The 24,242-nt window shown below is 66.7% G+C and carries 34 protein-coding genes; 12 read left to right on the forward strand and 22 right to left on the reverse strand.

Features of this window, described 5'->3' with window-relative positions:
- Position 1: 1 nt before the first annotated feature.
- The 4 genes from MU521_RS15975 to MU521_RS15990 all read right to left on the reverse strand — a co-directional run bounded on the left by MU521_RS15975 (position 2) and on the right by MU521_RS15990 (position 2,883).
- Positions 2-877 (reverse strand): cytochrome B, encoded by an 876-nt coding sequence (locus MU521_RS15975; protein ID WP_092693761.1) that lies wholly within the window; start codon positions 875-877, stop codon positions 2-4.
- Between the two features lie 3 nt (positions 878-880).
- A complete protein-coding gene (locus tag MU521_RS15980) occupies positions 881-1,270 on the reverse strand; it encodes a DUF7318 family protein (RefSeq protein ID WP_092693763.1) in 390 nt (129 codons plus the stop codon).
- Between the two features lie 2 nt (positions 1,271-1,272).
- Positions 1,273-1,923 carry a halocyanin domain-containing protein gene (locus MU521_RS15985; protein WP_092693765.1) on the reverse strand — a complete coding sequence of 217 codons (651 nt, stop codon included), beginning with the start codon at positions 1,921-1,923 and terminating at the stop codon, positions 1,273-1,275.
- Positions 1,924-1,992: 69 nt separating this feature from the next.
- Positions 1,993-2,883, reverse strand: coding sequence for a DUF7319 domain-containing protein (locus MU521_RS15990; RefSeq protein WP_092693767.1), 891 nt, complete (start codon positions 2,881-2,883; stop codon positions 1,993-1,995).
- A 94-nt stretch (positions 2,884-2,977) separates the two neighbouring features.
- Between MU521_RS15990 and MU521_RS15995 the strand changes: the two genes are divergently transcribed.
- The gene (locus MU521_RS15995; RefSeq protein WP_092693769.1) at positions 2,978-3,463 is read left to right on the forward strand and encodes a DUF7321 family protein; all 486 of its coding nucleotides are present in this window, start codon (positions 2,978-2,980) and stop codon (positions 3,461-3,463) included.
- 155 nt (positions 3,464-3,618) lie between these two features.
- Here the strand turns inward: MU521_RS15995 and nth are convergent, their stop codons facing one another.
- The 4 genes from nth to MU521_RS16015 form a co-directional block, all read right to left on the reverse strand.
- Positions 3,619-4,302 carry an endonuclease III gene (gene nth / locus MU521_RS16000; RefSeq protein ID WP_092693771.1) on the reverse strand — a complete coding sequence of 228 codons (684 nt, stop codon included), beginning with the start codon at positions 4,300-4,302 and terminating at the stop codon, positions 3,619-3,621.
- A gap of 75 nt (positions 4,303-4,377) precedes the next feature.
- Positions 4,378-4,755, reverse strand: coding sequence for a hypothetical protein (locus tag MU521_RS16005; protein ID WP_092693773.1), 378 nt, complete (start codon positions 4,753-4,755; stop codon positions 4,378-4,380).
- A gap of 2 nt (positions 4,756-4,757) precedes the next feature.
- Entirely contained in the window at positions 4,758-4,982 is a 225-nt protein-coding gene (locus MU521_RS16010) for a hypothetical protein (RefSeq protein WP_092693775.1), read from the reverse strand.
- Positions 4,983-5,085: 103 nt separating this feature from the next.
- Positions 5,086-6,228 carry an acyl-CoA dehydrogenase family protein gene (locus MU521_RS16015; protein ID WP_092693777.1) on the reverse strand — a complete coding sequence of 381 codons (1,143 nt, stop codon included), beginning with the start codon at positions 6,226-6,228 and terminating at the stop codon, positions 5,086-5,088.
- Between the two features lie 94 nt (positions 6,229-6,322).
- Here MU521_RS16015 and MU521_RS16020 point away from each other — a divergent pair, with 94 nt between their 5' ends.
- From MU521_RS16020 to MU521_RS16030, 3 genes are all read left to right on the forward strand, one after another.
- The gene (locus MU521_RS16020) at positions 6,323-7,120 is read left to right on the forward strand and encodes an RIO1 family regulatory kinase/ATPase domain-containing protein (RefSeq protein WP_092693779.1); all 798 of its coding nucleotides are present in this window, start codon (positions 6,323-6,325) and stop codon (positions 7,118-7,120) included.
- Positions 7,121-7,213: 93 nt separating this feature from the next.
- A complete protein-coding gene (locus tag MU521_RS16025; protein WP_139171141.1) occupies positions 7,214-7,585 on the forward strand; it encodes a hypothetical protein in 372 nt (123 codons plus the stop codon).
- Positions 7,582-9,108, forward strand: a complete 1,527-nt coding sequence (locus MU521_RS16030) for an aldehyde dehydrogenase family protein (protein WP_092693781.1) — start codon at positions 7,582-7,584, stop codon at positions 9,106-9,108. The genes MU521_RS16025 and MU521_RS16030 overlap by 4 nt, the downstream gene beginning before the upstream one ends.
- A gap of 211 nt (positions 9,109-9,319) precedes the next feature.
- Here MU521_RS16030 and MU521_RS16035 read toward each other — a convergent pair whose 3' ends face one another.
- From MU521_RS16035 to MU521_RS16050, 4 genes are read right to left on the reverse strand one after another with little or no spacing between them, the layout of a single operon-like run.
- Complete coding sequence (locus tag MU521_RS16035) at positions 9,320-10,135, reverse strand: carbon-nitrogen family hydrolase (RefSeq protein WP_092693783.1); 816 nt, start codon at positions 10,133-10,135, stop codon at positions 9,320-9,322.
- The gene (locus MU521_RS16040) at positions 10,132-10,560 is read right to left on the reverse strand and encodes an SRPBCC family protein (protein ID WP_092693785.1); all 429 of its coding nucleotides are present in this window, start codon (positions 10,558-10,560) and stop codon (positions 10,132-10,134) included. The genes MU521_RS16035 and MU521_RS16040 overlap by 4 nt, the downstream gene beginning before the upstream one ends.
- A gap of 50 nt (positions 10,561-10,610) precedes the next feature.
- Complete coding sequence (locus MU521_RS16045) at positions 10,611-10,835, reverse strand: DUF7123 family protein (RefSeq protein WP_092693787.1); 225 nt, start codon at positions 10,833-10,835, stop codon at positions 10,611-10,613.
- 53 nt (positions 10,836-10,888) lie between these two features.
- The gene (locus MU521_RS16050; RefSeq protein ID WP_092693789.1) at positions 10,889-11,074 is read right to left on the reverse strand and encodes a DUF7525 family protein; all 186 of its coding nucleotides are present in this window, start codon (positions 11,072-11,074) and stop codon (positions 10,889-10,891) included.
- Between the two features lie 127 nt (positions 11,075-11,201).
- On the opposite strand from MU521_RS16050, the gene MU521_RS16055 reads away from it, so the two are divergent.
- Together MU521_RS16055 and MU521_RS16060 are read left to right on the forward strand one after the other, a co-directional pair.
- Positions 11,202-12,404, forward strand: coding sequence for an LEA/WHy family protein (locus tag MU521_RS16055; RefSeq protein ID WP_092693791.1), 1,203 nt, complete (start codon positions 11,202-11,204; stop codon positions 12,402-12,404).
- Between the two features lie 141 nt (positions 12,405-12,545).
- The gene (locus MU521_RS16060; protein ID WP_175452906.1) at positions 12,546-12,965 is read left to right on the forward strand and encodes a DUF7528 family protein; all 420 of its coding nucleotides are present in this window, start codon (positions 12,546-12,548) and stop codon (positions 12,963-12,965) included.
- A gap of 53 nt (positions 12,966-13,018) precedes the next feature.
- Here MU521_RS16060 and MU521_RS16065 read toward each other — a convergent pair whose 3' ends face one another.
- Both MU521_RS16065 and MU521_RS16070 read right to left on the reverse strand, forming a co-directional pair.
- The gene (locus MU521_RS16065; RefSeq protein WP_092693793.1) at positions 13,019-14,053 is read right to left on the reverse strand and encodes a phosphate signaling complex PhoU family protein; all 1,035 of its coding nucleotides are present in this window, start codon (positions 14,051-14,053) and stop codon (positions 13,019-13,021) included.
- Between the two features lie 103 nt (positions 14,054-14,156).
- Positions 14,157-15,224: an ATP-NAD kinase family protein gene (locus MU521_RS16070; RefSeq protein ID WP_092693795.1), complete on the reverse strand. Its 1,068-nt coding sequence runs from the start codon at positions 15,222-15,224 to the stop codon at positions 14,157-14,159.
- 132 nt (positions 15,225-15,356) lie between these two features.
- Between MU521_RS16070 and MU521_RS16075 the strand changes: the two genes are divergently transcribed.
- Positions 15,357-15,497: a hypothetical protein gene (locus tag MU521_RS16075; protein ID WP_175452899.1), complete on the forward strand. Its 141-nt coding sequence runs from the start codon at positions 15,357-15,359 to the stop codon at positions 15,495-15,497.
- 1 nt (position 15,498) lies between these two features.
- Here the strand turns inward: MU521_RS16075 and MU521_RS16080 are convergent, their stop codons facing one another.
- The 6 genes from MU521_RS16080 to MU521_RS16105 form a co-directional block, all read right to left on the reverse strand.
- The gene (locus MU521_RS16080; protein ID WP_092693797.1) at positions 15,499-16,194 is read right to left on the reverse strand and encodes a competence/damage-inducible protein A; all 696 of its coding nucleotides are present in this window, start codon (positions 16,192-16,194) and stop codon (positions 15,499-15,501) included.
- 31 nt (positions 16,195-16,225) lie between these two features.
- Positions 16,226-16,861 (reverse strand): chemotaxis protein CheC, encoded by a 636-nt coding sequence (locus MU521_RS16085; protein ID WP_092693799.1) that lies wholly within the window; start codon positions 16,859-16,861, stop codon positions 16,226-16,228.
- A 56-nt stretch (positions 16,862-16,917) separates the two neighbouring features.
- Positions 16,918-17,685, reverse strand: a complete 768-nt coding sequence (locus MU521_RS16090; RefSeq protein ID WP_092693801.1) for a DUF5803 family protein — start codon at positions 17,683-17,685, stop codon at positions 16,918-16,920.
- The gene (locus MU521_RS16095; protein ID WP_092693803.1) at positions 17,682-18,347 is read right to left on the reverse strand and encodes a DUF2110 family protein; all 666 of its coding nucleotides are present in this window, start codon (positions 18,345-18,347) and stop codon (positions 17,682-17,684) included. The genes MU521_RS16090 and MU521_RS16095 overlap by 4 nt, the downstream gene beginning before the upstream one ends.
- Entirely contained in the window at positions 18,347-18,880 is a 534-nt protein-coding gene (tfe, locus tag MU521_RS16100; RefSeq protein ID WP_092693805.1) for a transcription factor E, read from the reverse strand. Before tfe ends, MU521_RS16095 begins: the two co-directional genes overlap by 1 nt.
- 103 nt (positions 18,881-18,983) lie before the next feature.
- A complete protein-coding gene (locus MU521_RS16105; RefSeq protein WP_092693807.1) occupies positions 18,984-19,532 on the reverse strand; it encodes a tRNA (cytidine(56)-2'-O)-methyltransferase in 549 nt (182 codons plus the stop codon).
- A gap of 128 nt (positions 19,533-19,660) precedes the next feature.
- Between MU521_RS16105 and MU521_RS16110 the strand changes: the two genes are divergently transcribed.
- Positions 19,661-19,978 (forward strand): hypothetical protein, encoded by a 318-nt coding sequence (locus MU521_RS16110; RefSeq protein WP_092693809.1) that lies wholly within the window; start codon positions 19,661-19,663, stop codon positions 19,976-19,978.
- 139 nt (positions 19,979-20,117) lie between these two features.
- On the opposite strand, the gene MU521_RS16115 is transcribed toward MU521_RS16110, so the two are convergent.
- Positions 20,118-20,330: a hypothetical protein gene (locus MU521_RS16115; protein WP_092693811.1), complete on the reverse strand. Its 213-nt coding sequence runs from the start codon at positions 20,328-20,330 to the stop codon at positions 20,118-20,120.
- 49 nt (positions 20,331-20,379) lie between these two features.
- A complete protein-coding gene (locus MU521_RS16120; RefSeq protein WP_139171142.1) occupies positions 20,380-20,667 on the reverse strand; it encodes a hypothetical protein in 288 nt (95 codons plus the stop codon).
- A 397-nt stretch (positions 20,668-21,064) separates the two neighbouring features.
- Here MU521_RS16120 and MU521_RS16125 point away from each other — a divergent pair, with 397 nt between their 5' ends.
- The 4 genes from MU521_RS16125 to MU521_RS16140 are packed head-to-tail and all read left to right on the forward strand — an operon-like array spanning position 21,065 to position 24,202.
- Entirely contained in the window at positions 21,065-21,994 is a 930-nt protein-coding gene (locus MU521_RS16125) for an NAD-dependent epimerase/dehydratase family protein (RefSeq protein ID WP_092693815.1), read from the forward strand.
- Between the two features lie 58 nt (positions 21,995-22,052).
- On the forward strand, positions 22,053-22,811 hold the full coding sequence (locus tag MU521_RS16130; protein WP_092693817.1) for a DUF2797 domain-containing protein: 759 nt from the start codon (positions 22,053-22,055) through the stop codon (positions 22,809-22,811).
- Positions 22,812-22,871: 60 nt separating this feature from the next.
- A complete protein-coding gene (locus MU521_RS16135) occupies positions 22,872-23,891 on the forward strand; it encodes a DUF7490 domain-containing protein (RefSeq protein WP_092693819.1) in 1,020 nt (339 codons plus the stop codon).
- Positions 23,888-24,202 carry a DUF8060 family membrane protein gene (locus MU521_RS16140; protein ID WP_092693821.1) on the forward strand — a complete coding sequence of 105 codons (315 nt, stop codon included), beginning with the start codon at positions 23,888-23,890 and terminating at the stop codon, positions 24,200-24,202. Before MU521_RS16135 ends, MU521_RS16140 begins: the two co-directional genes overlap by 4 nt.
- Positions 24,203-24,242: the final 40 nt, after the last annotated feature.

Here is a 24,242-nt window from a genome sequence, read left to right on the forward strand (position 1 = left end):
GTTATTCACCCGGCCGTGGAAGCGCCACGAATGACTTGCTGACCGGACTGAACGGGTTGTACACCGACTGGTGGCACTGACAGTACACCCGGTCCTCCGCGCCGAACTTCGCGCTGCCCTCGTAGGTCTTGAACCCCGGAACACAGCAGAAGTGGGTGCATTTGTTCAGCCAGGCCATGAAATCCTGTTCGGTCGCCGCGTCGAAAAAGTCTCGGACGTCCGCCGGGATGTCGCTGTAGCGACCTTTGCCCTTGGCGACCTTCGAGACTTCCGGGCTGCGAAGCACCTGCACCGGGATGGTCTGCACGTCACCCTCGGAGCGCCACTGCCCCTTGGCGGGTTTGCCCAGACCGCTCTGTCCGATGCCGTTGCCCCAGCTCTCGTAGTCGTCGAAGTCGGACACGAAGAACTTCTCGCCGGCTTCCTTCGATTCGGACTGCCAGGCCAGCGACGCACCGGGAACGGCCCGGAAGAAGTTGTCCTGATCGGCGTCGGGAGTCAGTCCCTGCGCAGTCTGGATGCCGCAGTACTGGTACCAGGCCGACGAGTACGTCGTCCCGTTGATCGTCGTCTCCGCGGTGGTGACTTCCCGACCCTGCACGGTCTCGGTCTTCACTTCGGGCCAGCGACCCTTCAGCGCACCCTCGGAGTCGATGGTCAGCGGGATCAGCGGCATCCCGCGGGGTGCCGGACCGTCCGTGTTCTCGATGCCGACGAACTGCGTGATCCCACCACCGACACCGGTCGGTGAGGTCGCCGTGTCCAGGGCGACCGCACCGCCGACACCGACGCTGGACAACGCAGCACTGCCGACGACGCCTTTCACGAAGCGCCGTCGACCCGTCTCGCTCGGATATTTGTCTTCGTCAAGTGGCATAAATTATCTCTTGTAGTAGGGATACAGCGCCCGTTTGACCCCTTCCCAGGGGCTCTCTTCTGTGAACGACTCGCCGTCGACCTGATCCTCACGGATGTAGAGGTCCTCCCACTTGCGCCGACGCTTCTTGACGATCATCACGTCGGGGAGGAACTCCTTGCGGTACAGCATGAGAATGAAGGCCAGGTCGATGAAGATCACCGCGAGGATGCCGCCGAGGAACATGTTCCCGACCTCGGACAGTCCCCAGCCGCCGATCAGGCCGTAGGTGAACAGGCCGACGAAGATGATCTCGACGACCGTCAGCAACACGATGGCCAGCGCGGCGGCCGTACTCTCTCTGGGCGGTTCGTACCTGTGGATGTCGCCGTAACTGCTACCGTCCGATGACATCGTTAGTCGTTCCCTCCTTTGGTGTGTGGCGATTCACCGTACTTCAGCAGGAAGAAGGTGAACACCAGCGACACGAGCACCATCAGGATGGTCGCCAGACCGACGTAGTGGGCCTGGAAGGGCACGCCCATCTCGTGGAGGCTCTTCTCGCCGCCACCGCCGGCTTTCACCGTCGGGTAGTCCGATCCGACGACCACCGATCCTTTCATCCCGAGCCCCGCGTGGGGGCCACACTTGTAATTGAAGATACCGCTCTTCTCGAAGGTGTGTTCGTACTGGACACCGGAGCCACCGACGGCCGCTCCGGAATCGAGCGGGCCGCCGTCCGCGGAGACGACGTTGTGAGCGCCGCCGTTACCGGTCCACTCGAACTTGACGGTCGTTCCCTTGTCGACGTGGACGGCCGCCGGGTTGAATGCGTAGCCCTGGCTGCCGGCACCGACCTTGACCGTCACCTCTTTGTTACCTGTCTTGTCGGCGACGGACCCGCTGTAGCCGTTCGCGCCGTCGAGCCAGCCACCGAAGTCCGGCTTGGTTGCGCCGCCACCACCGCCGCCTTCGGAGGACGCGGCGGCTGTGCCTGTACTCGCAGACACGGCGGCGGTTGCGCCGGCAGCCCCGCCGGCTGTCCGGATAAAGTCCCGCCTGTTCATGTACACATCAGACTCAGGACTGGGTTTGTATAAACCCACCGAATACGGCCCCGAGACCGGGGTTGACACTCAGGAAACCGGTCCGGAACCGCGGGCCTCCTCGTCGCGCTCGTCGGCCGCTGTGGCGCCCCCGATCTCCGCCGTGGACTCGCCGCTCGCCCCCCCGGCCTCGTCGCGCCACTCTCCGTCCTCGACGGGGAGGAAGTCCGGTCGCTCGCCGTCCTCGATCCCGATGGCGCGCAACCGGTTGCGGTACTCCTCGGCCCGGAACCGGTCGGAGAGCCGGGCGTTCGCCACGGTGAAAAACAGGGCGACGCCGATCACCAGGAAGCCGAACCCGGCGACGATAGCGACGACGTTCAGACCGAACACGATCCAGGCCCCGAGCAGGCCGATCCCGGCCAGCACCTGCATCCCGCCGACCAACTGGAGCATCAGGTTCCCGAGTTCGCCGCTCCCCTCGGGCACCTCCGTCGGCTGGGGGAGGACCTCGCCCTCCGGCATGTCGGGCACGTCGTACTCGTCCATCGAACAGAGGGCGACGACGGGTTTTACGTCGCGCAGGACGGTGCCGAACCCCTCGACGCTGCCGTCCGGGTAGACGGCGGCGTACCCTTCGTCGGAGTAAGCGACCACTCGGCCGTCCTTCAGGCGCTCGACGCGTGCGAATACGTCGCGGACGACCACCCGATTCTTGAGGTCCGCCTCGACCCGGTCGAGCAACTCCTGGCCGGTAATCCACGTGTCGGGGTCGAACGCGGCCTCCCACTCGTCGGCGCTCATCTCGGCCATCTGCTCCGGGCCGAAGTCGTCGAAGTCGTACTGGGCCTCGACCTGTTCGCGCAACTCGTCGGTCGACACCGCCTCCGCTTCGTCCGGGCTCTCGCTCGCTGGCGCACCCGTCTCGGCGTCGTCTGGACCGTCCTCGTCGCCGGCGGACGTCGACTCTGGATCGGCCATTTGGCGGCGATACGGGGGGAAGCCGTATACGCTTTCCGACCCGCGTTCCCCCGGTTTCGGCACGTTTTAGCGGCCCCTGTCCCTAGGCCTGGCTATGGTCGCCCTGTCGGACGCGACGATCGCGACGCTCGTCCTCGTGGCGGTCTCGCTGAGCTTCCCCTGTTTCCTCTACGGGGCCTGGATCATGATCGACGCCGAGGACGTGACGTGGGGGGTATTGACCCACCATCTCAAGTTCATCGGGACCGGACTCACACTGACCACGGTCCCGATGCTCCTGTGGATGGTCCCGCGGCTGTTCGATCAGATGGCCGGGGCCGCCGCGATACACGCGTTTCTCGGCCTGCAGGCCTACGCGATGCTCGTGTTCGGCTTTACCGGTATCGTGCGTGTCTTCAGGGCGAAGTGGGCACACGACCTCTATCACGACTACGACGAGGACGTGTTGCTCGACGAGATTGGGTCCGACCGGATGCAGTTCTGGCGACGGCGCATCCGGATCGGCGTGTTCGGCTACACGTTCTTCTGGATTCTCGCCTACCTCGTCGGCGTCTCGCGGTACGCGATCAAGTACCTCTAGAAGTGAGTGGCCGGAGACTCCGGCCAGGGGTGACAGGCTGGTCGTCGCCACGAGTGCCGGCGCGTCGCGTCCGCGGGAAGCCGTGCAGAACCTGTGAACCACCGGCCGGTCGGATCGGTCGACGATCAGCCGCGATACCGCGAGTAACGAATGCCTTACCAGGCCTCGCCACTGGCCAGGTCCACGTCGCCGTCCACTTTCGAGGACGGACAGATGTCTTCGAGAACACAGTCCGCACAGTCGGGGTTCCGTGCCGTACAGGTCGCCCGACCGTGGCTGATCAGCAGGTGGGTGAAGTCCTGCCACTCCGACTCGGGCACGACTGGCATGAGGTCCTGCTCGATGGCTTCCGGGCGTTCCGCCTCGGTGATGCCCAGGCGGCGGGTCAGCCGCTGGACGTGCGTGTCGACGACGATCCCTTCGACGACCTCGTGGCCGTGCTGGAGGACGACGTTGGCCGTCTTCCGGCCGACGCCCTGGAGGTCGGTCAACTCGGCCATCGTGTCCGGGACCTCGCCGTCGTGGTCCTCGACGATGGTCCGACAGGCGTTCCTGATGTAACCGGCCTTGTTGTTGTAGTAGGTGATCGAGTTCAGGTCCTCGGCGAGTTCCTCCTGGTCGGCCGCGGCGTAGTCCGCGGCCGACTCGTACTTCTCGAAGAGGTGTTCGGTCTCCCCGTTGACCCGCTCGTCGGTACACTGGGCCGAGAGGATGACGGCGATCAGCAGTTCCAGTCGGTTCGAGAAGTTCAGCGAGATGGTCGTGTCGGGATACTCGTCGTGGAGTCGGTCGATGACCTCCTGTGTCTGGTCCTCGCGCGAGGAACGCGGCGTGCCCATGCTCGACTGGCGGTTCGCGGAGAACTTGGCACTATCGTTCGAGCGTGCGACCGCGTCGCGACCCGTCCGTGCCGTTCACCGGAGTCGCAACAGGGCCGGCACCACAGCCCGGGGTCGCGTTTCGACCGGTCCGAGCGACAGCGCCCAGCCGAGACGCCCCGGCGTGGCGTCCGCGCCGACGACTGCGAGCACCGCATCCCCGACCCGGATCTCGGCCGTTTCACCTGCTCCGTCGAGGATTCGGGCAAGTCGCCCGAGTTGGCCGCGCTCCGTGCGGCCGAGGCGGATGCCGGCCCAGACGGACGGGACCTGCACGCGGATGCGGTCGTCGACGGTGCTGATCGCGAGGTCGACCCCGTCGACCGTCACGGAGAGGTTCGCAGTGATGTCGAGTCGGTCGCCAGCACGCGCGACCCGCGCGACCGTGGCGGCCAGATCACTGCTCGTTGCCACGCTCAGTCACGCTCTTGGGTGGTGATACGAACCGTGCCGTCCACCTGCCAGTGAGCGTGATCCGCGTCCTCGCCCACCTTGCTGGGGACGGCTACCTCCATGTCCTCGAACTCGTAGACGATCTCGGCACCCCGACCGGTCAGTCGATCGTAGAGACCGATCGCGAGTTCCGGCCAACTGGTCGTTTCCTCTATCGTCTCGTCCGGGTTTGTATCAGACTCACTCACGTATCTAATCCAGGAGTGGTCTTACTTATAGTTACGCCGAGACCTGCACCGTTGCCACACGGCCGGCCCCCCTCGCACTGCCGAGCTGCGCTGGAGTGACACCCTACAGTCCGAGTTCGTCGCCCAGAATCGCGTGTTGAATCTCGCTGGTCCCCTCGCCGATCTCCATGAGTTTGGCGTCGCAGTAGAACCGCTGAGGGGAGAAGTCCTCGGTGTACCCGTACCCACCGAGTACCTGCACGGCGTCCTCGGCGACTTCTCGGGAAATCTCGCTGGCGTCGAGTTTGGCCAGCGACGAGAGGCGGGTGGCGTCACCGCCGTCGTCGTAGGTCGTCGCGGCCTTGTGGGTCAGCAGGCGAGCGCGTTCGATCTTGCGGTCCATCGACACGAGTTTGTCCCGGATGGCGTCGAACTTCGAGATGGATTGCCCGAACTGTTCGCGCTCGCGTGCGTACTCGCGTGCGGCGTCGAACGCCCCCTGGGCGAGGCCGACCGAGAGCGCCGCGATGGAGATGCGGCCCCCGTCGAGCGTCTTCATCGTCTGGGTCCAGCCCTCGCCTTCGCCGCCGAGCAGGCGCTCCTCGGGGACCCAGCAGTCCTCGAACTGGATCTCACAGGTCGGCGAGGCGTTCAGCCCCATCTTGTCCCAGACGGTCGAGACCGAGAACCCGTCGTCGGCCTCCGGGTCGACGATGAACGTGGAGATGCCGTCGTATCCGGCCTCGGGATCGGTGACGGCCTTCACGAGGATGGACTCGGCCACGCTGGCGTTGGTGATGAACTGCTTGGTCCCGTTCAGGACGTAGCCGTCGCCGTCCCGCTCGGCGGTCGTCTGCATATTCGAGGCGTCGCTCCCCGAACTGGGTTCGGTCAGGGCCCACGCGCCCATCCCGTCGCCCTCGGCGAGCGGGCGGAGCCACTCCTCTTTTTGCTCGTCGCTCCCGAAGGCCTCGATGGGTTTCGCGCCCAGCGACGTGTGGGCGACGAAGGAGAGGCCGACACTGCCCGAGACGCGGCCGAGTTCCTCGGCGACCAGCGCGTACATGAGGTAGTCGCCGCCGAGGCCGCCGTACTCCTCGGCGACGGGGACGCCCATCACGTCCAGGTCGGCCAGTTCGTCGAAAATCTCCGCGGGGAACCGGTGGTCGTCCTCGATGTCCTGTGCGATGGGGTCGATCTCTTCGGCACAGAACTCACGCACCGTCTCCCGGATCATCCGGTGTTCGTCGGGGAGATCGAAGTCCATGGCGCTCCATAGCACGGCGCCGACAAAAACTCTCGGCCGTCGACCCGGTTGCAGGGCCGAAAGGCTTTGTCCGTGGCCCGTCTCGCTTGAACCGATGGCGATCCGTCGACTGCTCAGGGGCCAGCTCTCGGCAGCGGCGGTCGAACCGATCGTCGCGGCGGTCGCCCAGCGGTACGACCTGTCGGCCAACCGCGTGACCTTTCTGGAGGCGGACAACTGGCTGTCGACCCCGCTGGTGATCGACGACGAAGTGTTCGTGAAGATCATTACTGACCGCCACTCACTCGTCCACGCGCTCCTGACGGCGGGTCGAAACCTCGGGGCGTTCTCCAGCGGCACGGCGGGCTTTTTCGGCCACTACGACTCGCCGGTCGAGATGGCCGAACACGAACTCGCCGCGACCCAGCGGATGCGGGAACTCGGGGTCAACGTCCCCGAGCCCCTGGAGGCTTTCGAGGTCGACGGCTTCGGCGTCCTCGTCCTGGAGTACCTCCCCGAGTTCCGGACGCTCGACCAGCTGGACGCGGCGACCGTCGAGGGGCACGCCCCGGACCTGTTCGCGGCGCTCTCGACGATGCACGCCGACGGGCTGGTCCACGGCGACCTGCGGGCCGAGAACGTCCTCGTGGCCGACGGTGACCTCTACTTCATCGACGCGACGAACGTCCGCGGGGACGGCCTCGACGACGCACGAGCCTACGACGTGGCCTGTGCGCTGGGAGCGCTGGCACCCGAGATCGGTGCCAGAGCGGCCGTCGCGGCGGCACTGACCGCGTACTCGCCCGCAGACCTGCTCAACGCCCGGGCGTTTCTCGATTTCGTCAACATCCGTCCGGACCACAGCTTCGACGCGGCCGCGGTCAAAGGCGAGATCGAGCGGGAGGCGACCTGACGGGCCCTCGACCGTGTCACCCCTAACGGCCGGCCTACTCCCCGGGTAGGCGGTGGATAGCTATCACGCTGGATTCGGAACCGCCGCGTGCCGATGACTCGACGCACACGCCGACGACTGCTCGCTGGGACGGCCGCCGCCGCGCTGGCGGGCTGTGCCGGCCCGGAAGATAGCGGTAACGAAACCAGTCCCGACGGCGAAACGGGCGGTACGCCGGACGGTGGCGGGCCTGGCGGTACGCCCGAAGGAGATACGGCGACACCGACGATGCCGGGTGAGGGGACGACCACCGAGGAACCCATGTCGCCGGGCGAGGAGACGGAGACGAGAACCCTCGCGATGCCCGAAAACGAGACTACGACGACCGAAGACGGTGGGTTCCTCAGACCTGACCCCCGACCACCGAACCGCCAAGCGGGGATGGATTTTTATCCTCGCCGATGCAATTTTTGCCGGAGCTCATGAGCCAGCAAATCCAGGGTCCGGCAGGCCACTACGTCGACGGCGAGTGGATCGAGAGCGGCGGCGAGCGGTTCGAGAGCGTCGATCCGGCGACCGGCGAGTCGTTGGGCGAGTTCTACCGCGGGACACCGGCCGAGGTCGAGCGCGCAGTGACCGCAGCCACCGAGGCATTTCCGGCCTGGCGTGACCTCTCGTACGTCGACCGCGCGGAACACCTCTGGGAGGTGTTCCACGAACTCAGGGATCGCCACGCGGAACTGGGCGAGGTCGTCACCCGCGAGTGCGGGAAGGAGATCAGCGAGGGGAAAGCAGACGTGACCGAGGCCTGGCATATGGTCGAGTGGGCCGCGGGCAACGCTCGCCATCCCCACGGTGACGTGGTACCCAGCGAGATCGCCAGCAAGGACTCCTACATGCGGCGCAGTCCGCGCGGCGTCGTCGGCTGTATCACGCCGTGGAACTTCCCCGTGGCCATCCCGTTCTGGCACATGGCCGTCGCCCTCGTGGAGGGCAACACCGTCGTCTGGAAGCCCGCCGAACAGACGCCGTGGTGCGGACAGGTGATCGCCGAGATGCTCGACGACGCCGGCGTCCCCGATGGCGTGTTCAACATGGTCCAGGGCTTCGGCGAGGCCGGCAACGCCATCGTCGAGGACGACCGCGTCGACACCGTCCTGTTCACCGGCTCGGCCGAGGTCGGTCACTCCATCGCGGACAAACTCGGGGGCGAACCCGGCCGGGAGGTGGCCCTGGAGATGGGCGGCAAAAACGCCATCGTGATCACAGAGGAGGCGGACATCGACGTAGCCGTCCACTCGGCGGTGATGTCGGCGTTCAAGACCACCGGCCAGCGCTGTGTCTCGGCCGAGCGCCTGATCGTCCACGATGCCGTCTACGACGAGTTCAAGCGGCGGTTCGTCGACCTCGCCGAGGACGTGGCGGTCGGCGACCCCCTCGACGAGTCGACGTTCATGGGCCCCGTCGTCGACGAGAGTCAGGTCGAGAAGTCCCACGAGTACAACCGACTGGCTCGTGAGGAGGGTGTCGACGTGCTGGTCGACCGCTCCGAGCTGGCCGACGGAGAAATCCCCGACGGCAGTGACGACGGCTACTGGGTCGGCCCGTTCGTCTACGAGACCGAGTACGACCCCGAGATGCGCTGTCTCAAAGAGGAGGTGTTCGGCCCCCACGTCGCCCTGCTCCCCTACAGCGGGGACATCGAGCGTGCCGTCGAGATTCACAACGACGTGCCCTACGGGCTGGCGGGAGCCATCGTCTCGGAAAACTACCGGCAACTCAACTACTACCGCGACCACGGCGAGGTGGGGCTGGCCTACGCCAACCTGCCCTGCATCGGCGCGGAGGTGCAGTTGCCCTTCGGCGGCGTCAAGAAATCGGGCAAAGGCGCGCCGAGCGCCCGTGAGGTGATCGAGGCCGTCACCGAACGGACGGCGTGGACGCTCAACAACTCGACGGACATCGAGATGGCACAGGGGCTGTCGGCGGATATCACGACCGAGGAGTAACCCTCGAAACCGGCTCCAGCCGGCCGGCATCCCGGCCGGAGTCGGTCTCGCCGACGGGACGAGGCGGCTGGCGTCTTTCGACGCCGCCGGACGGACCGAGCGGCGGTGGCCGAGCAGCGAGGCGGGCGCCTGTTAGTTGCCGGCGTGACGTGAAAAGCGCCGTACCGGCAACCACCGGTTGGGCTGCCCACCGCATAAATATTCGGACCGATCACGTGTCTCGGCGGTCGGCCAGCGCGGGGAACTCTTCTCGGACCGACGCGACCTTCTCGGGGTCGAGGTCGGCCGTCACCAGCGTCGGGTCGTCGTCGGCACTCGCGAGCACCGTGCCCCACGGATCGTAGACGGTCGAGCGCCCCAGCAGTTCCGCGTCCTCGAACGTCCCGCTCCCGTTGATCGTCGCCACGTAGGCGAGGTTCTCGACGGCGCGCGCTCGCGGGAGGAGTTGCCAGTGTTCGACCCGGGGGTACGGCCACGCGCTCGGGACGAGCACGAGCGTCGCGCCGTCGTCGACGAGGTCCCGGTACAGTTCGGGGAAGCGCAGGTCGTAACAGGTCGTGATCCCGATACCGAACCCCTCGAAGTCGACGACCGGCGCACGCTCGCCGGGGACCAGCAGGTCCGACTCGGCCGAATCGTACCCGAAGAGGTGGTGTTTCCGGTAGACTGCGCGGCGCTGTCCGTCCCGGTCGAAAACGACGGCGGTGTTGGCCAGTCCGTCCTCGCTCGGCACCGTGAGATCGGTCCGTGCGGCCGTCGCGTCGAGATCTTCGACGACGGTACCGGCGAGGACGGCGATGTCGTGCTCGCGTGCGGCCGCGGCGAGTCGCTGGTGGGTCTCGCCGCCGACCGGTTCTGCGGTGCGGGCGTACAGGTCGAAGGCGAAGTAGCCGACCGAGAACAGTTCGGGGAGGGCCACGAGGTCCGCACCCGCGTCGGCAGCGCGCTCGACGGCGGCGACCCCACGGTCGACGTTGCCGCTCACGTCGCCGGGGTCGATGGACAGCTGGGCCAGCGCGACCTTCACGCCTCGATCCCCAGGTCCTCGCGGATGGCGGCCTCGATGTTTTGGAGCTGTTCGTCCATGTTGCGCTTGAAGTACCGCTCGACGCCGGGCAGTTTGCCGTCGACGGTGAAGCGGTTTTCGACGCGGGTTCCCTCGTCGGTTTCGTGGAGTTCGTGTTCACCGACGACGCGCATCACCTTCGAACGACCGACGAACTCGACGTAGCGTGGCGGGTCGAAGGTCGTCTCCTCGGTCTCGATGGCGACGCGTCTGTCGATGACGGGGATCGGGAGCCTCACGTACCACGTCGCGGTGTGCTCACCCGTCTTCTCGAAATCGTCGACGACGCTGATCGGACGGGCCCGTTTCTCCGGGTCTGCGATGAACGACCATACGCGGTCCCGTTCGGCGGGCAACTCGAACGTCCGCTCGACCCGGACGGTCATAGCCTACCTTCGGACCGCCGGTCAAAAAAGAGTCCGACTTCCCTCGAGACTCAACTTTGGGTGACGCGCCAGGTCGTCGACCGCGCACGGCCCCACTTCTCGATGTCCACGTCGTCGGATTTCTCTGCCAGTCGAGGGAGGCGCGCACCGACCTGTTTCGCCGAGAGTCCGATCTGCTCGGCAATATTCTTGGCCCGGACGTAGGCTTCGTCCCCGCCGACCTGGTCACGGAGGTGCTCCAGGATACGCTGTTCCTCTTCGCTGAAATCGGCCATGCCGAACGTAGGCGGTCCAGACGTTTAAGCTCTCGTTTTACCGAAACGCCTGCCTACGAGAAGACGTGAATCACGCCGACGGCGAGCGATCCGAACACGATTGCGAGGGCAAAGCCCCAGCCGGCCAACAGCTGTTGTGCGGCCGCCACGTACATCACGACTGCTCCGGCGATGCCGAGCGCCCCGAAGAGCAGTCCGAGGCCCAGCGCCTTGTCCGACTGTAGTCCGGTTTCTGCCATTATCCGAGCTACCGGTAGCGCGTACTTAGTTTGTTCGAACCACGCTACTGCCGTCTGCGCCCCGTCTTGCCGGTGCTCCCACTGTCGGCCGGAAGACATATCCGATCAGTTGTACCACACCCCGCCAATGGATACCGAACGGATTCGGTCGGCGTTTCTCGGCAGTAAGCGTCGCATAGCCGGGTCGGTCGGGGGTGGACTGGTCGTGCTGGTCGTCTTCGCCGTCCTTCTGGGCGTAATCGGCGTCCCCGGCGTCGGGGCCGTCGAGAACCGCTTTGGCACCGTCAACGACTCCACCACCGTCATCGAGACGGATCTGGTCGTCACCAACCCCAACCCGGTCGGGGTCTCGCTGTCGGGCACCACGGTCGACTACACCGTGAAGATGAACGACGTGTCCATGGCTTCCGGACAGAAAGCGGGCCTCGCCATCGAGTCCGGCAACTCGACGCTCCCCTTCCGGACCTACATGCAAAACGACCGCATTCCGCCGTGGTGGCACTCCCACATCGAGAACCGCGAGCGGACCGAGGTCGTGATCGACGCCGTCGTCAGGTCGGGCCTGCTCGGGGGTCGCCAGATCAGCCTCCCGCAGAACCGAACCATCGAGACCGACCTGCTCGGCCAGTTCAACTCCTCGGAGACGCGCCCCATCGAAGCGGACCGTCCGTTCCCCTCGGACCCGATCCTGTTCGTCAACGAGACGAGCGCCCGCTGGGACCGGGCGGACCTCTCCCGTGAACGCACGCCCATCGCGATGTCGTTCCGGGCGTACAACCCCAAACAGTACCCCTACGCCGTCTCCGAACTCGGGTACACGATCACGATGAACGACGTACAGGTCGGCGAGGGCAGTAGCGAGGACGTGGCGACGATCCTGCCCCGGACCACCCAGCGCATCCGGGCCGACGTCGCCATCCGAAACCAGAACCTCGACGACTGGTGGGTGACCCACCTCCGAAACGGGCAGGTGACCGACCTGGAGATCCAGTTCTACGCCGTCGTCGACCCCGCCGACGACGCCCTCGAGGGTGGACTCGGAGACACCGGATCGTTCCGGATCCCACTGGACCCACTCGACTACCGGACCACCATCGAGACCGACATGTTCGGCACGAAAACCGAAAGCGCGAGCGGGAGCGCCGATACCGGCAGTGACGACGGCGGCCAGTCGACTCCCACGGACTCGGCGGACCGGAGTGCAGACGGCGGCTCGTCCGAAACGACCGCCGAGGACGGTTCCACCACGGAGACCGCAGACGGGACCGACGGTGACACCGGCGGGTCGGTCACGACGACGACCGACGACGACGGCGGACTGCTGGGCTGACTTAAAACACCATGTCATCCCGCGGACAGGGCTTTATCGGACGCATCGAAACGTGTGGTTGCATGACACGGAGTGCTGACGCTCCTGGTCGCGTTCTTCGAGGGTAACGAGGATCGCGACACCGGGAAGGGTGTTACGGCGATGGGGGATCGCATCCGGGTCGAGGTCGACGGGGTGACCCACGAGTTGACCCGCGAACAGGCGACCGAACTCAGGGGGAAGATCGACGACGCGCTGACGCGTCGCCAGGAGTACCTGCACACCGCAGGCGAGTACCGCGACGACGGCGCGTACGTCGTCTCCAGACGTGGCGCCGACTCGGCCGGCAACAGCAAAGTGTTCGAGAGTTTCGAACAGGTGCGCCGGCTCTACGAGCGACTGCCGACGGAGTTCACGGCCGACGCGGTCAGTCGGTCCGGCATCACCGGCTCGCGCCGGCACATGCTCGTGCGCCACTACGCGGAACATCCGGCGTTCGACTGTACGATCACGCGCCGGAGTCCGCTGACGGTGCGGAAGACGACGGCCGACGGCACCGGCGACGAAGCGACAGCGGACTAACTCGCTTCGCTCGCCAATCGGTCACGTCGTTTCAAAAAAGAGACAGCGGTGCGTTACTGGATCTCCGTGTGAACGGACTCCTCGTTGAGTGCCAGGTTCGTCGCGATCTCGGCGTTCCGGACGGCGTACTGCGCGGTCTGCTGGAGGCTGACCAGTACTTCCCGGATCCGGAGCAGTTCCTCGTTTTCCATCTCCGGGAGGTCACTCAGGATGTCCTGCTCGCGGTTGCCGATCTCGGCGTACAGCTCCCGGACCTCGATGGCGGCGTCGTAGTCGCGTTCGACGGCGGCGGTGACGGCCATCTCGGTGATTTCGTTGACCTGATCGGTGAACTCCCGGATGCGCCGCATGGTCGAGGACTCGACGTTGAGCGCGTGGCCCTCCGTTTCGAGGACGATCTCGGCGATGTCCTCGGCGTTGTCCGCGGTGAGTTCGAGGTTCTTCGCGATGGACCGGTACCCGATCAGCGGGAAGCCGTTGTCCAGCCCGACCGCCCGTGCGAGGTTGGGGTTCTGGTAGGCCGTGAAGATCAGGCGGAGCAGGAGGACGAAGATCTTGTTGGCCTGTCGTTCTCGGTTCAACGCCCGCTGGGCGAGGTCGGGGTTGCCGTGGGCCAGCGCCTTGACGCCCTCGTTGCGCATCGTCGAGCCCGTGGATTCCAGCCGTTCCAGCAGGTTGTCCAGCGTGAAGTCCTCGGGGTCGACCGAACAGCGGATGGCGATGCGTTCGGGCGTCTCCTCGATGACGCCCAGGCCCATCAGCTGGGTCTCGGCGTTGTAGACGGCGTTGATGTGTTCGGACTTGAGGGTCCCGTCCTCCCCGGCCTCGACGTGGATGATGCGCCGGCCGAGGACGTACTGGGCCACGATGGCTCGCTCGACGGCGTCCGCGTCCAGATCCTCGGTGTAGATGATCGCTTCAGATTCCTCGGTCTGCACCGACTCGGGCATCACGGTGAGCGTCCCTTTGCCGCCGATGCGCAGAGACACCTCATCGCCTTTCTCGACGTTGTGCTCGGACGCCCACTCCGCCGGTAAGGTCATCGCCAGCGTGGAGGGACCGAGCCGCTGCACTTTCCGCGTTTCCATACTCCCTTTGTGATACCCCAGCGACCTTAATCTTATCTATACACCACTTAATCCGCTGACGAATGTAATAGTGCTTGATCGATCAGGCAGAAATTCCACGTTCCTAAATCACTTGCATCAGCCGTCGCTCGTACCGGCCGACACGGACCTGGAGCCACCCGCGGAGTTCCTCGTCGAGGTCGCTGTCGCCGGTATCGACGCGAAGCGTCCCAATTTCGTCGAGCTTGGACTTCGAGGCGACGACTTCGAGATCACACTGTTCGATGACGGCCGGCGAGAGTTGCTGGTTCCCGCGGCCGAAGACGAACCCCTGCCCGCCGATGGGTGAGACGACGATGACGTTCTCCTCGCCCAGCGCGTCGAGAATCTCGCGCTCGCTCGCGTCCGCGATCAGCACGTCGCCGTCCCGCCACACGTCGACGCCGAGCGGCGAGCCCTCGAAGTCGAGGTGCTCTTTGACCGCGCCGACCGTACTCCCGGGGCCGAGGACGTAGGTCACGCCGTCGCGGGCCTCGCGGGCGACGCCCTCCGCGAGGCTCTCGACAGTACCGCCGCCCAACTGCTTGCTGGCCTGGCGCTGTTCGGCCGCCGGGACGCGCACCACCGCGCGCAACTCCGTGTGGACCTCGCCCTCGCGGTACTCGTCCTCGTCGATGTCGTTGACCTCGGCGCGCTCCGTGTCCGCGAAGGTCGCGGCGATCTGGCCCGCGGCCCGCGGCGTGACCCCGAACACCGACGAGTAGACCTTCACGCCCGCGGGGACACCCAGCATCGGTAGGTCGGCGTCGCGCTCCTGGATCGTCTCCGCTACGTCGACGGCGGTCCCGTCGCCGCCGACGAACAGGATCAGATCGACACCGCGATCCAGGAAGTCCGCGGCGGCGGCCCGCGTGTCGGCCGCCGTGGTCTCGTCGCGCTCGGGCGCGCCGACGACGGTCGGCTCGAAGCCGGCCTCGCGAGCGAGTCCCGCACCCATCGGGTCCTCGTAGGTACAAATCTCGGTCTCGGGGGCGAGTTCGTGGAGCCGGTCGAGGGCCGCACGAGCACGCGATGGCGCGCGTGGTTCCGCACCGCGTGCGCGCGCTTCGTCAACTTTCCCGTCCGTCCCCTTCAGCCCGACGCGGCCACCCATCCCAGCAATGGGGTTGACGACGACCCCGATGGTTCGCATTATCGGACGTACCCGCGGGAGGGTCAAAAGCCGTCCGCTGACGGCAGGCCAGTCACTCCCGACCTTCCGACTGACGAGACGCTCCGCTCGTGGTTCGGGATTCTTAAGACCCAGCGGTCGGAACGGCCGATCATGAACGCGATACTCTCGACTGCCGCCACGAACGCGACGGAGCCGGGCGTCCAGACGGCCGTCATCAACAGCGCCGGGGCCCTCGTCGGCCTGGTGAGCCTCCTGCTCGCCGCCGCGTGGATCGCCTACCTCTACCGCTGACTCACTCCTTCTCCGGTTTCTCGACCCGGTCGGCCAGCCACGCGGCTGCCTCTCGAACCTCGGTCTCGTCGGTACTCTCCAGCTTGATCTCGACCGTCTCGCCGGGGTAGCTCCCCACTTTCACGTCGAAGCGGTCGCGAACGTCGCGGATCCGGGTGAGCAGGGCACTCTCGGGTTCGTCGGCCTCGACGGTCTCGACGTGGCGGCGCTCGCCGGAGAATCGATCGGCGACCGCCTCGAACATCGTCTTCATCTCGTCTGGGACCCCCGGCAGGACGTACACCGATCCGAGGACACAGCCGGGTGCGACGCCCTCGCGGTTCGGCAGCATCTCCGCGCCCGCCGGGATGTCGGCGGTCCCTTCCGCGAGGTCCTCGTGGGAGTATCCTCCGTACTCTTCGAGCCAGGCGAGGGCTTCCTCGCTCCGTGTCACTTCGCGACCGAAGGCCGCGGCGACGCCGTCCATCGTCACGTCGTCGTGGGTCGGCCCCAGTCCGCCGGTGACGACGACGGCATCGTACTCGGCGCGGTACTCGTTGACCACGCGGGCGATCTCCCCGATCCGATCCGGGACGACCGTCACTCGCTCGACGGTCGCACCCCGCTCGGTCAGCCGCTCGCCGAGCCAGGCGGCGTTCGTGTTGACCGTGTCCCCGGCGAGCAACTCGTCGCCCACCGTGACCAGCGCGACGCGCATACCTCGGGTTAGCGACCCGCGAATAAAAGTCCTACAGTCCGGCCACGTCGGGTTCCTCGGTCCGGATGTCCTCGACTTCCAGGTGATCGAGGACGTTGACGAAGGCTCCGGGGTCGGGGACGAGGAAGATCCGAATCCGGAACTCCCGGCGCGGTTCGGTCACGTCGACCTGTGAGTCCAGCACGATGGCCAGCGAGTCGTCGGTGATGTGCGAGAGGTTCGACGTCATCAATTCGCGGCCGGTCCCGCGTTCGAGGTCCGGCGTCCCCATCTCGATGGAGCGTCCCAGGGTGTTGGCCAGGCCGTCGATGAACCCGGAGGTGAAGATGTTACACATCTCCTGGAGGGCGCTCTCGTGGAACTGGTTCAACTCGCCGTCGACGTCCCGCCCGGTCATGTGTTCGGCGACGTTGACCGCCGTCTCCATCCCGAATGTCATGACGAAGTAGCCGTATGGGGGTTCGGTCAACTTGATCGAGGCACAGAACACGTGCTCGTCGCCCAGCTCGTCGGGGATGTCGCCCGGCTCGACCATCGAGAGGCTCTTGACCGCGACCGACGCGTCGAGCCCCGCGAGTGACGACAGGGAGTCGGCGACGTTACCCGCACCGCTCTCCATCAGGACGTTGATGATCCGGAGCTTCCGCACGTCGATCAACAGCGGCATTCACAGTGGGGACGTCGGCCGCCCGGTTCAAGCTTTTGGCCGCTTCGAGCCCCGAACTACCGCATTCCCGGCGGCGGCCCGTCGTCGTCGAAGTCGTCGTCCGTGTCTACGTCCAGCCCGACCTCCTCGCGTCTGCTTTCGAGCGCGCGGATTTGCCGGAGGTAGTACAGCGTGCCACCAACGCCGAGTAGCAGGGCGATCACCACGAGTCCGCCGAACAACCACAGGTCACGTTCCAGATACCACCGGATCGACAGCGACCGCTGCTCTACGTCGCCCCAGGTGAGCGTCACGCGGTCGTTCCTGAGCGTCCGCTCGTACCCGCCGGGGCTGACCTGCGCGAGGATCGGAACACGGACACGAGCGCTCCCGGGGAGCGTCACCACGTACCGCCCCGAGAGGAAGGTCGGGAGACCGAAGCTCTTCCCGTTCCGGGGCGCGGAGAACGCCACCTTCCCGGAGACGTTCTCGCCGGGGAACGAGACGGTCATCCGCTTGCGGCTCAGCTCCACGTCCTCGGCGGTGAGGTTCCGGACGGTCCCGTTCTCGAACTGGAACTTCAGGCCCTCGATCTCCAGGGGGTGCTCCGTTCCCAGCGCGTCCCGGTCGTAGAGTTCGATGGACGACCGGTTCTCGACGCGGTAGACGGCCTCGTAGCGCGTGTCGTTGATGTCGATGGTCGCGTTCGCGTCGGTCGACCAGTCGTACGAGACGTTCTTGCCCAGCGCCTCGGCGTCGGGTTCTCCGGGGCCCAGCACCGAACAGCCCGCGAGCGTGACGAGGGCCGCGAGCGCGACGACTCCGAGGACGAGGCGGCGATTCATGGGACGACGGCGAGAATTTCCGAGGGCAGGTGTGTGCCGATGCTGGCGAGCAGTCCCGGCGGGTCGGTCCCCTCCTTGCAGATCACCGACTGTTCGAGCAAGCCCTGGCGCTCGACGGTCACGATGTCTTGGGCGTGGCCCGCGCGGTTGACGGTGGCCCGCACCTCCGCCCGGGTCGCGCTGTTGACGTTGACCCGACCGGTTCCGCGCGTCCAGTCGTACAACTCGTCGCGCTGATCGTCCGAGAGGCGGGGCGAGTCGCCGTAGACGAACGAAAGCGGGAGATGCTGGACGAGGCCGAACCGCGTGCGGATCTGCTCGGGCGAGCCCTGTCCGAGACCGATCTCGTCGGCCGGAATCCGGACCGCCTGACCGGCGTCGAGGACGAACCCGTCCTCGTCCCAGGATTCGAGGGTGCCGACGTAAGTCTCGCCGGCCTCGAAGTCTTGCGTGATCGCCCCCCACTCCTCGCGGAGCAGGTTCCGGGCGACCACAGCGTCCTCGCCCTCCAGCGTGACCGAGGGGAAGTCGTCGTCCCGGCGGCCGACCTCGTAGGTCACGTCCAGATCGCCGACGGTGTTTTGGATCAAAGAGCCCAGTCCGTCGAGTGCGCGTTCGCGGGCGTCACCGCCGACGTAGCACTTCGTTGCGAGGACGACCATCAGGCTTCGGTCTCTTCTCGCTCGACGTTCAGTTCGTCGCGCAGGGCGTCGATGCGGTCCTCCATGGCCTGGACCAGCGCCGTGTTCTCCATGGCGTCGACCGACGAGCCACACTCGGGACACTCGAACCCGAAGTCCATCGCCTCGTCGAACTCGAAGCGGATGCCACAGACCTCACAGAGGTAGAACTCGTTTTCGTGTTCGTACTGCTCGCGGTCCTCGAGCGCGTCCAGCAGGCGGTACATCTCCTCTTCGAGTTTCTCGGGGATCTTGTCGTACTCGAACGTCCAGAGGTAGGTCAGCCACCCCGAGTCCTCGTCGCGGAGCCGTCGATAGCTCGCCAGATCGTTCTCGTAGAGAATGAAGAGGGCGCGGCGAACGTCGTTGAGCTCCAGCCCCAACTCTTCCGCGAGCTCCTCGTCCGTCACCTCGCCGTCCGGCGGTGCGGCCGCGACGGGCATCCCCTTCGGGCCCACCAGTTCGTGGAGGTACTTCTGTATGACCGGGTCCTCCAGGAGTTCCTCAAAAGCCATTGGTGTATCTATCCGTGCCTAGTTCGTTTAAAAGCACCGAACCGGGTTCACGACTGGGTGCGCTCCCGGGCCTGCCCGGGTCCGGCGTGTCTGTCGTCGCCGGCTACTCGTCGTCGGCCTCGACGACACGCTTCCCGACCGCCTGCGGGACGACCACTTTCTCGGCGTCTTCGAACTCCCGGTCGAGTTCGCGTCCCTCGAACAGGCGGTCGAGAAAGACCGCGAGCGAGGCGATCTCGGAGTGGGGCTGGTTGGTCACGCCGACATTCCAGTCGGCCGCTTCGTACACGTCGAAGGGGATTTTTTCCGCGCCGACGACCACGAGCAGCGGTTCCCGTCGCTCGCGGTGGGCCTCCCGGATCTCGGCTTCCACGTTCTGGACTTCCAGCCCGTACATCGTGAGGTGGACGATCTCTCCCTCCCACTCCCGGAGGATCGATCGCCAGGACTCGACGGTGTCGACGGCGAAGGGGCCGCCGAAGCGCTCGGTGATGTCCGCGACGGTCTCGGCCCGGTTCGCGCCGTCGCCGGCGAGGATCACGCGGTCGGCCCCCAGCGCCCGCGCGGTCAGCCCGACGTGGGTCGTGATCCGCTCGTCCCGGCCCGGCCGGTGGCCGAGTCTGAGTACCGCGACCTCGGGATCTCCCTGCATATGCCCCCGAAGAACGCTGCCCGGTTAGGGGGTTTCGATCCGTCGATTGCGCCGTTGCCCCTTCGCCCGCCGACCGTGCCCGTTCCGAGGATGCAAAGAGTTACACAACCGCCGGGAAAGGAACCGCCATGCGCCCGCTCTCCGTCGCTGCGATCCCGGATATCGCGATCCTGGCGGTGATGATCGTCTTCTGGTCGGTGATGATCGTCGCCACCTATCTGACCAACTCCGACGTGCTGTTCGCGAAACGTGCGCCCGAGAGCCGACGCGAGCGGCTTGTGACGACCTGTGCGCTGGCCACGCTCGGCTCCTTTCTCGCGGGAACGGTGCTGGCTCCGCCCGACCCGTTCAGCCAGGTCCTGTGGAATCTCGGGGGACTCGTCCTGACGATTCCGGCCGCCCTCCTGTACGTGACCTACGGGGCGGAGTTCCGCCGGGCTCTCTGAACCGTCCGCCACACGCTGTAGCGTGTGGCACCGGTGGGAACTCGGTCGGGCAACGGCGAGGACTGACCGCCCGGGGTCGGGATGGGCTAATGGTCGTCCGCTGACTGCCGCTCCCGTCTTCCGGACGGCGTCCGTGTCGTCATCGCTGGGACCGTTCGCCGGCGGCTCCATCGCGGCGATGCTCTCGAACGGCAGGGCCAGCCGATCCGGTGACGGTTCGGCCCGACCGATTCCGTGGCTCGCCCTCTCCCAGCCCGTCGGTCCCGTCGCCGACCACCCGCGTGTCGAGCGCGGTGGTCATGCTACCGGTCGTGAAGAACGCGGGGCCGTCGGCTTCGGTGTAGACGCCCATACGTCGACGAGGGGAGTGAGACGGCCGAACAGCGCGATGTCGATCCCGCTCAGTTCGCTCTCGTCGTGGCCGGGGTGCTGTGGACCGTGCCCAGCAGGGCGGTGGTCTCGCCGGCGAGCAGTTGCCCTGCCGTCTCGGGCAGGCAGGTGGACGTGACGCGTTCCGGCTCCTGGCCCACGGGGGCGGCGGGAACCACTTCGTCGATGCGGACGTGTGTCTCGCTGGTCGTCCCGTAGAGACACCAGCCGACCTCCGTACGCTCGTCGTAGTGGCTGGCGAAGGCGGCACGCTCCGCCTCGCCGATCACGACCGTGCGGCCGCCGCTGTCGTAGGCCATCGCGCCCATCGCGAGGCCGACGCTTCCGACCTACCAGGCGACGCCAGCGCCGAGTACCACGAATCCGGCCGCGAACACGAGGGTCAACCGGGCGAGCGTGCGCTCACTGGTCCGGGTCGCGAGCCACTCGCACGGGCCGGTCATCGCCGCTCCCTGGCCGGATGTACGGCCGTTCGTCGACACTGGGCGTCGGGGCTCGTTCGCGTTCCTGCAATCATCTGCACACCTGCGACGTGTGCCGGCTGCACGTGGGGATGGAATAAGGCTACTTGCAGGCTGGCGACGGGTACTGACCGGGTGGCTACGGACGGTCGCTCGGGCCCGGGAAACTCACGAATCGTGTGGCAGCCCTGGCACCATTCACAAGTGTCTTGACCGGTGGTTTCGCAGGAATTGTATGGACCTGACAGGAAAAGCCCTCCTGGTGACCGGCGGCGCGGGCTTCGTCGGCTCACACCTCTGTGAACGGCTGGTCGAGGACAACGATGTGCGGGCAGTCGACGATTGCTCGAACGGCGACCCCTCGTGGGTCCCCGACGGCGTCGAGTTCGTCGAGGGGGACCTCACCGACCCCGCGGTGGCCGAGGCGGTCATCACCGAGGATCTGGACGGCGTCTTCCACTTCGCGGCCGATAGAACCGTGGACACCGACGACCCGCGCGCCCAGTACGAACTCAACGGCGACCTCACGCTCACGGTGCTGGAGCGGATGCGCGAGGTCGGCGTCGACAACATCGCCTTCACCTCATCCTCGACGGTGTACGGGGAAGCGCCCCGCCCCACGCCCGAAGACTTCGCACCGATGGAGCCCATCTCGGCCTACGGCGCGAGCAAGCTCTCCGAGGAGTCGCTCATCTCCGTCTACGCCAAGAGCTACGGGATGACCGCGTGGGTCTACCGTTTCGCCAACATCGTCGGCCCCCGCCTCCAGAAGGGCGCGGTGATCCCCGACTTCATTCACAAGCTCCGGGAGAACCCGGACTCGCTCGAAATTCTCGGCGACGGTCGCCAGGAGAAGTCGTACATGCACGTCAAATCCTGCGTCGACGCCATGTGTCACGTCGTCGAGAACGCCGACGCCGACCTGAACGTCTACAACCTCGGGACCCGGACGACCACGTCGGTCACCACCATCGCCGACATCGTGAGCGACGCGATGGGGCTCGATCCCGACTACGAGTTCACGGGCGGCGACCGCGGCTGGGTCGGCGACGTGCCCCGAATGCGACTGTCCATCGAGAAACTGGCGGCGCTTGGCTGGAGGCCCGACGACTCCAGCGACGACGCCGTGCGCAAGGCCGCCGAAGAACTCGTGCAGGAGCACTGACCGACGACCCGAGGCGCCCAACGGCAGTCCTTTTATCGCCCGGTTCGTAGCCAGCCGCGTGCAGGTCGTCGGGTACGACACGGGTGTCGGTGACGACCGCGAGCCTGCGCTACGACTCGCGACGGCCGAGGGGCTCGACCGGCTGTCGCTCGCGCCGGGGACCGGCCTCGCCTACACCCTCGACGAGCGCCACTGCGCCGGCACGATCAGCGACGGCACCCACGAGGCCTGCTCGAACCCGACGGCACCGTACTGCGACGACCACACGAGCCGGTGGGCCTGCGCCCGCTGTGTCGGGAACTGCGACCTCCCGCTCCCGTCCTGCCGGGAGGAACACGCGGTCTACCTCGCCGCGTTCGCCCCGGCGACGTTCAAGGTCGGCGTGACTCGCTCGTGGCGACTCGACACCCGCCTGCGCGAGCAGGGGACCGACAGGGCGGCCCACCTCCGGACGGTCGCCGACGGCCGGATCGCCCGGCAGGTCGAGGCCGACATCGCCCGCGAGGTCGGCGACCGGGTGCGGGTTCCGACGAAGATCGAGGGCCTCCACCGCGACGTGGACGAGGCGGCGTGGCGCGACCTGCTGGCCGACTACGATCCAAAGGAGACCTACGACTTCGACTGCGGGTTCGTGCTGGCCGACCGGCCGGTCGCGGAGACGCTGCTGACCGGTACTGTGCGGGGCACCCAGGGCCGGGTCCTCGTCCTCGACAACGGCGGGACGACTTTCGCCGTGGACATGCGAGATCTGGTGGGCTACGATCTCTCGGCGGGCGGGACGGATCGGGAGTTGCAGGCCAGTCTCGGCGCGTTCTGATTCCTTCGCCCCAGTCGTGTTTCACACAAAACACTTACCGTGAACCACGGATCGTCGTGTATGGAGCGTGAAACGAAACTCCTGGGCGCGGCGGGGGCGGTCCTCGTCGCGGCCGCCCTGTTCGTCGCCGTTGCGCCGGGTGCGCTGGCCGACGCGACGCCCGACCCGCCGCCCTCCGAACTCTCGGTTCGAGAACAGACCATCGCCGCCGGCGACGTGACCGGCGGGACCGCCACGCTGTCCGTGCGGAGTCGTCTCTCCCACGACGGCGGCCCCGGCGAGAACGTGACGGTGCTGGTCCGTGCGGTCGACCTCGACACCGATCTGGTGGCCGCGGAGACCACCGAGGAAGTCGGCTCGGTCCAGGGGACCCGCGAGGTTCCGGTCGTCCAGAACATCAGCGTCGACCGCGAGGGCGACTACCGGATCGAGACCATCGTCTACCAGGACGGCGAGCGGGTCGCCTCGGGCAGGAAGACAGTCCGTGGCGTCGGCGGCCTCCAGCCGGCCTACGCCCGGACCGGCGTGGAGTTCCACAGCTTCGAGGGCTTCGGCTCGGGGCAGCTGCCCCCGATCCAGTTCTCCATCGCCGAGACCGAGGGGGCGTCGGCCACGCTGAACGTCACCGCCTACCTGACCAACACCGGTGACGTAGCCAACGATCAGTTGCGGATCACCTTCCTGGCCCGGCAGGCCGACTCGAACATCGTCGCCGACCGGTCGGTCAGGCGGGTCGGGTCGATTCGACCGGGGCGGACGGCCATGCCCTCGACGCTGCTGACGGTGCCCGACGACTACAACTACAAGCTGATGGCGATGATCCAGGCCGACGACGTGCTCGTCGGGACGGCCCAGGCTACCGCGACGCTGAACCCGAACCAGACGGTGACGGTCGACACCACCAACTCGTCGGCCGATACGCTCGACACGAGCGACTTCGAGACCGACGAGGGCGTCCAGCGGACCGAGCGCGCGCCGGACGAGCGCGGGACGACGTCCAGTTCGGGTCCCGGGTTCGGCGTCGGCGCCGTCGCCGTCGCCGTCCTCGTCGTCGCGATCTACGCACGGAGGTTCCAATGACAGATTCGACCGACCCGACCGACGACGCACCGACCGCCGATCCGTCGCCCGCAGGCTCGGACGCGTCCGGCCCGATGGACGGCGAGATGAGTGTCTTCGAACAGCTCCAGTGGGGCGCGCTGGTGCTGCTGATCGTCGCCGCCATCTGGGCGACCGCGCAGTTCTACCTGAGCGCGACCCGGGCCATCGAGGTCTGGGTCGGGACGGGGTACCAGCCCGTCGTGATGGCCGCGTTCAACCTCGCCGTGCTGTTGAGCGCGGTCGCGGGCATCGCCCGACTGGCCCGCCGGCTGGGATCGGTGCCGACCTGAGTCGTCGGACACGACAATCCTTTTCCCAGCCGCTCCCGAA

It is taken from the genome of Halorientalis regularis (genome assembly GCF_023698535.1).
Lineage (GTDB): Archaea > Halobacteriota > Halobacteria > Halobacteriales > Haloarculaceae > Halorientalis > Halorientalis regularis.